This window comes from Hymenobacter sp. AT01-02, from assembly GCF_000961955.2.
Taxonomy (GTDB): domain Bacteria; phylum Bacteroidota; class Bacteroidia; order Cytophagales; family Hymenobacteraceae; genus Hymenobacter; species Hymenobacter mucosus.
This window is the reverse complement of record NZ_JZIR02000038.1, coordinates 67,046-74,002: the sequence shown is the minus strand read 5'-3', so window position 1 is coordinate 74,002 and position 6,957 is coordinate 67,046. Positions and strand designations below refer to the sequence as shown.

Below are 6,957 nucleotides of genomic sequence, written 5' to 3'. Positions count from 1 at the left end.
CGGTCGGGCATGCCCAGGCCACCCTGGCTGAAATTGACGGCGTACACCGTGCTCTGCTTGCGGTCGGGGCCCACGCCGGCACGGAAGAAAGCTCCCGTGCCGAGGGTCTGCTGACGAGCCAGCTCGGTTTGCAAGGTTTTCAGGTCTTTGATGGCGGCAATGCGCGCCAGCTCGGGCTGCAGGTACTTCAGGCCCGCCTTTTCGAGGCCTACCGAGTCCATACCCGAGGCGTAGAAGTCGCCCACCTTCTGCATGTTGCTGCCCTTGGGCGCCGAAGTAGTAGCTGCGGCTTCTTCTAGTATCTTTTTCAGCGTGGCCTGGGTCCGGTCGCCGAGCAGGTTGCGTGGGCCCCAGCTAGAGGCATAAGCCGGCACTGGGTTGTTTTTCAACCAGTTGCCACCCGAGAACTGAAAGAAGTCCTCGCAGGGCGACACGGAACGGTCAACATCCTGCGGATTGATGCTGCGCCCGCCGGTAGAGGACGCTACGGCTAGCGTTGCCGGGGTAGCCGCTGGCGCAGATGCCGCAGGAACGGTTGGTTTGGTGGTGGCGCAGCCAGCCAGCGCCAGTAGTAGGGAAGCCGCGGCAGCCGGGCGCGATGCAGAAAAGTGATTCATGCAGGAAAATACAGTCTGAAATCCAGATGCAAGGTCGCGCACGCGCGCGCAAGGGTTGCGCCAACGGCATCAGCAGGAACAGGTTTCGCACAAAAAAGCCGCTCCCCAATTAGGGAAGCGGCTTGGGTATGTAGTAGGCAAAATTAAGGTACGAGACCTTGGTTTTGGTCCTTCCTGTTAATGATGTTTGCGGGGCTTAGCGCGCTCATACTGGTCGGGCCAGGCTACGTCGGCGCCCAGCTTATGCGCAGCGCGCAGCGGGAAATAGGGGTCACGGAGCGACTCGCGGGCCAGCAGCACCAAATCGGCTTGGCCAGAAGCCACAATTTCCTCGGCCTGCTCGGGACTAGTGATGAGGCCTACGGCGCCGGTGGGGAGGCCCGTTTCACGTTTCACTTGCTCGGCAAACGGCACTTGGTAGCTGGGGCCAACCGGAATTTGGGCGGCTGGCACGTTGCCACCAGTAGAGCAGTCAATCAGGTCAACACCCTTGTCTTTGAGAATAGTAGCTAGGGCTACCGATTCCTCCGCCGTCCAGCCGCCCTCAGTCCAGTCGGTGGCCGAAATGCGCACGAACAAGGGAAGGTGCTCTGGCCACACAGTGCGGGTAGCCTCCACTACTTCCACCAGCAGCCGAATGCGGTTTTCAAAGGAGCCTCCATACTGGTCTTGGCGCTTGTTGCTGAGTGGCGACAGGAACTCGTGCAGGAGGTAGCCGTGGGCACCGTGCAACTCAATCACCTCAAAGCCAGCGTCCAAGGTTCGTTGTGCCGCCGCGCGGAAGTCGTCAACGACCTGCTGCACGCCCGCCAACGACAGTTCTTGGGGAGCGGGCTCGGCCTCGGTGAAGGGTACTGCACTGGGCGCTACGGTTTCCCAACCGCCTTCGGTTGCAGGCACTACCTCGCCACCTTTCCAAGGGCTAGCATGGCTGGCTTTGCGGCCAGCGTGAGCCAGCTGAATACCGGGCACGCAGGCGTGCTCTTTCAGGAAATCGGCAATGCGACGGAGGCCCGGCACGTGCTCCTCCTTCCAGATGCCAATGTCGTCGGGAGTGATGCGCCCCTCCGGAGATACGGCAGTGGCTTCCAGAATGATGAGACTAGCGCCCCCTACGGCCCGGGAGCCAGGTGCACGAAATGCCAGTCGTTGGTGAAGCCATCCTCGGCGCTGTATTGGCACATCGGCGACACAACCAGGCGATTTTTAAACGTGATGCCGCGCAGGGTGAACGGCGTGAAAAGCTGAGCCATAACTAAAGAAGATTATTCGATGCAGAAGTGAATAACCTAGTTTAGTAGGCCAGGGTTTTCGGCCGCCCGCTACTGCCGAGACACAGCTCGGGGCTTGGGAACCGGCCGCGTGGGCGCCGGAATAGGCCTCCTGGGGTCAATCCGAAGCTTTACCTCGTTGGTATCCAGTGTGGTGGGCTTGGGGTATTTGGGCCGTTCGCGGGGCCTGCTCGGCAGCTCACTGGTTGGGGCGGTAGTAGCCGTACGGTAGTGGCCGCGGGCAGTGGGGTAGCACCCTGCGCCAGCACAGTACCGGCGGCCCTACCCAATAAGGCCAGAACGAGAAGGAGCGTGCGTATCATACCTCACACAGATTACAGTGGCGCGATATACGCATAAGAATCACGCGCACAGCGAAGTAGTTGCGCGAGCCGTACAAAACCTGCCGGCTGCCCAAACATGTCGTGCGGTTTCAGGTACTAGTCAGCTACTTTCTCTTATCCCCTCTCCTATATGCGCACCATCAAGCAGCAGCACCGCGCCCTGAGCGCCCCCATTGCCGACCTGGTTACGTACCGTGCCTTGCCCACGCAGTCAGTTGAGCACCTCGACCCGTTTTTGTTTCTTAACCACCACGGTCCCCAGGTATACCCGCCGCACAACAATGGCCTTCCCTTCGGTCCGCACCCGCACCGGGGCTTTGAAACCGTCACGTTTATTCTGGATGGTGATATTATGCACCAGGATACCGGCGGCCACCAAAGCATTATCGGGCCGGGTGGCATTCAGTGGATGACAGCTGGCCGGGGCCTGATTCACGCCGAAATTTCGTCGCCTGATTTTAAGCGCACGGGTGGCCCCTTGGAAATCTTACAACTGTGGGTAAATCTGCCAGCCAAAGACAAAATGGTGGAGCCGCGCTATACCGGCCTTCAGGAGCCCGAGATTCCCGTGGTAACCCAAGACGAAGGCCGCGTTACCATCCACGCCGTGTCGGGCAACTGGGCGGGTACGGCTGGGGCCGTACAGCCCCTAGCTGATATTCAGCTGGCTACCATTGACTTTCTGGCCGGCGGCAAGCTTGCGCTTTCCATTCCCAAGGAGCACACCATTTTTTTCTACACCATTCGAGGCCGCGTGCTGGTAAATGGGGTGGAAACCGAAGCCCGCCATTTGGTGGAGTTTAACTACGACGGCAACGACCTGCACATTGAAGCTCCCAGCGACGCCGTGGTGCTGCTGGGCCATGCTCTACCCTTCCAGGAGCCCATTGTGGCGTATGGCCCCTTCGTGATGAACACCGAGCAGGAAATTCGCCAAGCGTACCAAGACTACCAAGCAGGCACTTTCGGTAGCTGGGAAGCATAACAACAGCTACTGGACACACCCTACTAAGCCCCTTACTTAGCCTAGGGACGTGTGGCTATCGTCAAAAGAAAAACAGGTTGTGTACAATCTGTTTTTCTTTTGCGTACATTTGTAACCAATTCTGTTACCTATCCCGCATGAACACTCGTTTTGCCGTTGCCACCCACATTCTAGCTTACCTAGGGCATTCCCAGGGGCAGCCAGTATCGTCGGAGGTATTGGCGAGCAGTGCCGGCACTCACCCCGTGGTAGTACGCCGCCTGATGAGCACCCTGCGCGAAGCGGGCCTGGTACAGAGTCAGCGCGGGGCAGGAGGCGGCACATTGCTAGCCCGGCCTGCTACCGAGATTTCCCTACTCGATGTATTTCGGGCAGTGCAAGAATCGGAGCCCGACTTGTTTCTGGTGGGTAGCACCAACCCCAGCTCGCATTGTGACCTGGGCCGCGTGATGCAACAAACGTTGGAAGGCCTATTCGGGCCCGCCATTGAAGCCATGCGCACGGCCCTGGCAGCCGTGTCGGTGCATCAAGTAATGGAAGAGTTGGCCCAGCGCGTACCTCAGCAGTGCCCACACGCCAGCGGCTAAGCCGCTTTTTATTTCCCAATAAATGTAACCAAATTGGTTACTATCTGATTCTCTGGCCGTTTCGCCTTATTTAATTCCTCCGCTGTGCCCCTGGCCGCGTCGGCCTCGCCTGACCTCCAACGGAGAACTTCTGCTGTGCTTGTGATGAAAAAATTACTTGGAATGGTGCTAGTACTACTGGTAGCGGTAGGCAGTTGTGCCCTACCATGCTGGCTGGCACCGGCCACCCCTACCCTTTCGGCCGCCACCCTTCCCGATTCGCTTACCCCGCCCGGCCCGCGGGTGGTACTACCCGGCCGCCCCGTGGAGGCAGCTCAGGCTGGGCGCGTGTGGGAAGTGTACGTAGCTCCCGGGCAGCGCGTACGCAAAGGCGATATGCTGGCTAAGCTGGCACAGCCTCTCCACACCCTGGAACAACAGCGCCTACAGGGCCTGCTGGCTCAACAGCAGCGCGCCCACGCGGCTCTACTAGCTCAGCAGCCGGCAGCTTCCGCAGCGGCCGTGGCGGCGGCCCACCAGAAAATTCAGGCGCTTCGTCTCCAATTGGCTCAGGCTCCTCAGGCGCTTACTTTCGTGTTCGTGACGGCTCCCGAAGACGGCCTCATCACGACGCGCCCAGTAGCCCCCGGCGACTACCTACAGGCCCACGCCGCAGTGCTTACCTACCAGCCTGGTACGGCGGCAGATACCACGCTGCTCCTCACTAGCGTTGAGTAGGCCCGTTTCTCTTTTTTGTTTTTCTCACTCTCCCGCTGCCCTACAGTTCATATGGAACAGCTAGTCCGTCATCAAGTGGAGCGCATGCTACGCCGCAAGCGCCACGCCAACCTGATTTTTACGCCCAAAACTCGCTTGCAGGAAGATATTGGCCTCGATTCCATTGACTTGGTAGAGCTGGCTATCAACTTGGAATACCGCTTCCACATTGAAATTCCTGACCCCGAGCTAGAGCGCCTACGCACGGTGCAGGATGTGCTCAACTGCGTAGACGCCCACCTTACGGCCGATTACTCGGTGTAATCTAAGCACCCAACACACCTCTTCCACTGACGCTGAAAGCTCCCCTACACAAGAAAGCCCGGCTATTACGCAATAGCCGGGCTTTCTTGTGTAGGGGCCCTAGGGTTACTGGCGACTGCGCGCTTTTTGCACGTGCAGTAGCTGCTGCCCACGTAGCAGAATGCGAATACTCCGGTGGCGGAGAGAAATGCTAGCCCGGCGTTCTTCGTCGTCGTTGAGGTGGGAGCGGTAAGCCCGCAGCACTTCGTGGTAGGATAGCACGCCCGTTACTACAAGCGGGTTGTGAGTTTCTACCACGGGCAGTACATCTACATTGGCGCGGGCCATGCAGCTTACCGCCTTTCGCAAGGAGTCTGTGGCCAGTACGGGCGCCGGATGCTGCCGAATGAGCGTATGCACTGGCACCGTCACGTCGGGGTGGTGGGCGTACAGTTCCATAAAGCTCAACAACCCTTGGAACTGCCCTTCGGCATCTACCACAATAAAGTGCGTGGGCACCTCCTTGGCAGCCTGCTGGGCCAGCCACTCGCGCACTTCGGCCAGGGTGTTTTCGGCGCTGAGGGTGAGCCCACCCGGACGAAGCACTTGCGCTACCGTTAGCTTTTCCAGCGCGTCGGGCTCGTAGGAGTAGGGCGTGTGCACCCCACGACGGGCCATATTTTCGGTCATGATGGTGTGGTTCATGAGGAAGTATGATACCACGTAGGCTGCTGTGCAGGCACCCAGCAAGGCCACTAGGCATATGGCTGCCCCGTCAGCTCAATACCAAAAATGACCGAGGTGAGTAGTGCCCGGGAGGCCCCGGCGAACAGGGCCGACATTCCTACCAGGGCTGCCAGCGGCAGGGCAATGCCAGCTTCGGGCACTACCTGCACCAGCAAGCCCCCCAGCAGTGCGCCGGCAGCGGCCCCAACGGTCAGCAGGGGTGCTAGCGTACCACCTGAGGTACCACTTCCCAGCGACAACGACCACGCCACGAGCTTTAAGGTGCCCAGCAGGAGCACTGCCAGCAGCGGCCAGGAGCCCGACAGCAACCAAGTGATATTCTCATAGCCCACGCCCAGCACGCGCGGAGCGAAGTAGCCGCATATCCCAACTGCCAAACCACCCAGGCAGGGTGAAATACCCAGGGTAGCGGCAAGCGGGCAAACGCTTCCTCCAGCCAGTGCAGGCTTTTCGTAATGCCCACTGCCAACAGACCTACTACCAGGCCAATGGCGCTATACGCCGCCAGGGCCGTATTACTAGGGGCCGCCACGGCGGGCATGGCAAACTCAGGACCGGCTTCAAACAGCAAATGGTGGCCCGCCGAACCTGTGAGACAAGCTAGTGCCACTGGAATAAGAGAACGGGGCGAAAACTCAAAGAGCAGCAGCTCAATAGCCAAGAAGATACCAGCCAAGGGCGTACCGAATACGGCCGTCATACCCGCAGTAGCGCCGGCAGCCAGCAGAATCTTGCGTTCCGTATGCGTGATGCGCAGCAGCTGCCCCACGTTGGAAGCGAAGGCCCCGCCCGTAGCAATAATAGGTCCCTCAGTACCAAAGGGGCCACCCGTACCAATTGAAATAGCAGCCGACAGCGGCTTAAGCACGGTAATGATGGGCCGGATGCGGCTTTGGTTGGTGAGTACTTGTTCCATAGCCTCTGGAATGCCGTGCCCCCGGATGCCGCGGGCCCCGTACAAGGCCATCAGCCCAATAATTAGTCCGCCCACTACCGGAACCAAAATAACCCACAGCCCCAAGGTATTATCGGCGGGGCTCCGGTTTTCTAGCGACACTTGCCCGAAGAAGGCAAGGTTCGTGACGAAGTGAATCAGCATTACCAAAAGCTTGGCTACGTCGCTGATTACAATGCCCACCAGTACTGCCAGGGTACTGAGGTAGAGCAGCCGCTTTTTATCGGGGCTGGTGCTGGGCCGCATGTCGGCGGCTTCTAGGGTAGGAGTGAGGGAAGGGGCCACCGGAATGCCAGTAGCAGCAGAAGTAGGAATCATAGGGCGGCACAATGGGCCCCGCGGCCCGCTCACCGGCACTATGTCGGAAGTAGTTAATCGGGCAACCAGCTGCAACTCATATGGGCAGGCAGGGCAGTATACAGTATACTATACGCCACAAAGGTAGGCCAGAG

Annotated in this window: 5 protein-coding genes and 3 pseudogenes; 4 read left to right on the top strand and 4 right to left on the bottom strand. The window is 59.3% G+C overall.

Annotated elements, in window-relative coordinates; all coding sequences use genetic code 11:
• Both VI25_RS13455 and namA read right to left on the bottom strand, forming a co-directional pair.
• Positions 1-617 (bottom strand): annotated as a pseudogene (locus VI25_RS13455) (M13 family metallopeptidase N-terminal domain-containing protein); the annotation flags it as partial.
• Positions 618-794: 177 nt separating this feature from the next.
• A pseudogene (namA, locus tag VI25_RS13450) lies at positions 795-1,870 on the bottom strand (NADPH dehydrogenase NamA).
• A 492-nt stretch (positions 1,871-2,362) separates the two neighbouring features.
• Between namA and VI25_RS13445 the strand changes: the two are divergent.
• The 4 genes from VI25_RS13445 to VI25_RS13430 all read left to right on the top strand — a co-directional run bounded on the left by VI25_RS13445 (position 2,363) and on the right by VI25_RS13430 (position 4,824).
• Entirely contained in the window at positions 2,363-3,217 is an 855-nt protein-coding gene (locus VI25_RS13445) for a pirin family protein (protein ID WP_045689971.1), read from the top strand.
• Positions 3,218-3,354: 137 nt separating this feature from the next.
• Entirely contained in the window at positions 3,355-3,804 is a 450-nt protein-coding gene (locus VI25_RS13440) for an RrF2 family transcriptional regulator (RefSeq protein WP_045689972.1), read from the top strand.
• A 144-nt stretch (positions 3,805-3,948) separates the two neighbouring features.
• A complete protein-coding gene (locus tag VI25_RS13435; protein WP_082455537.1) occupies positions 3,949-4,521 on the top strand; it encodes an efflux RND transporter periplasmic adaptor subunit in 573 nt (190 codons plus the stop codon).
• A 51-nt stretch (positions 4,522-4,572) separates the two neighbouring features.
• Positions 4,573-4,824, top strand: coding sequence for an acyl carrier protein (locus VI25_RS13430; protein ID WP_052695482.1), 252 nt, complete (start codon positions 4,573-4,575; stop codon positions 4,822-4,824).
• Positions 4,825-4,929: 105 nt separating this feature from the next.
• On the opposite strand, the gene VI25_RS25895 is transcribed toward VI25_RS13430, so the two are convergent.
• The gene (locus VI25_RS25895; RefSeq protein ID WP_201783302.1) at positions 4,930-5,508 is read right to left on the bottom strand and encodes a CBS domain-containing protein; all 579 of its coding nucleotides are present in this window, start codon (positions 5,506-5,508) and stop codon (positions 4,930-4,932) included.
• A 50-nt stretch (positions 5,509-5,558) separates the two neighbouring features.
• Positions 5,559-6,517: pseudogene (locus VI25_RS26955) on the bottom strand (chloride channel protein).
• Positions 6,518-6,957: the final 440 nt, after the last annotated feature.

Bases quoted from the DNA above. Each gene is read 5' to 3' on its own strand.
- VI25_RS13435 (WP_082455537.1), top strand. From the start codon at position 3,949: ATGAAAAAATTACTTGGAATGGTGCTAGTACTACTGGTAGCGGTAGGC.
- VI25_RS13430 (WP_052695482.1), top strand. From the start codon at position 4,573: ATGGAACAGCTAGTCCGTCATCAAGTGGAGCGCATGCTACGCCGCAAG.
- VI25_RS13445 (WP_045689971.1), top strand. From the start codon at position 2,363: ATGCGCACCATCAAGCAGCAGCACCGCGCCCTGAGCGCCCCCATTGCC.
- VI25_RS13440 (WP_045689972.1), top strand. From the start codon at position 3,355: ATGAACACTCGTTTTGCCGTTGCCACCCACATTCTAGCTTACCTAGGG.
- VI25_RS25895 (WP_201783302.1), bottom strand. From the start codon at position 5,508: ATGAACCACACCATCATGACCGAAAATATGGCCCGTCGTGGGGTGCAC.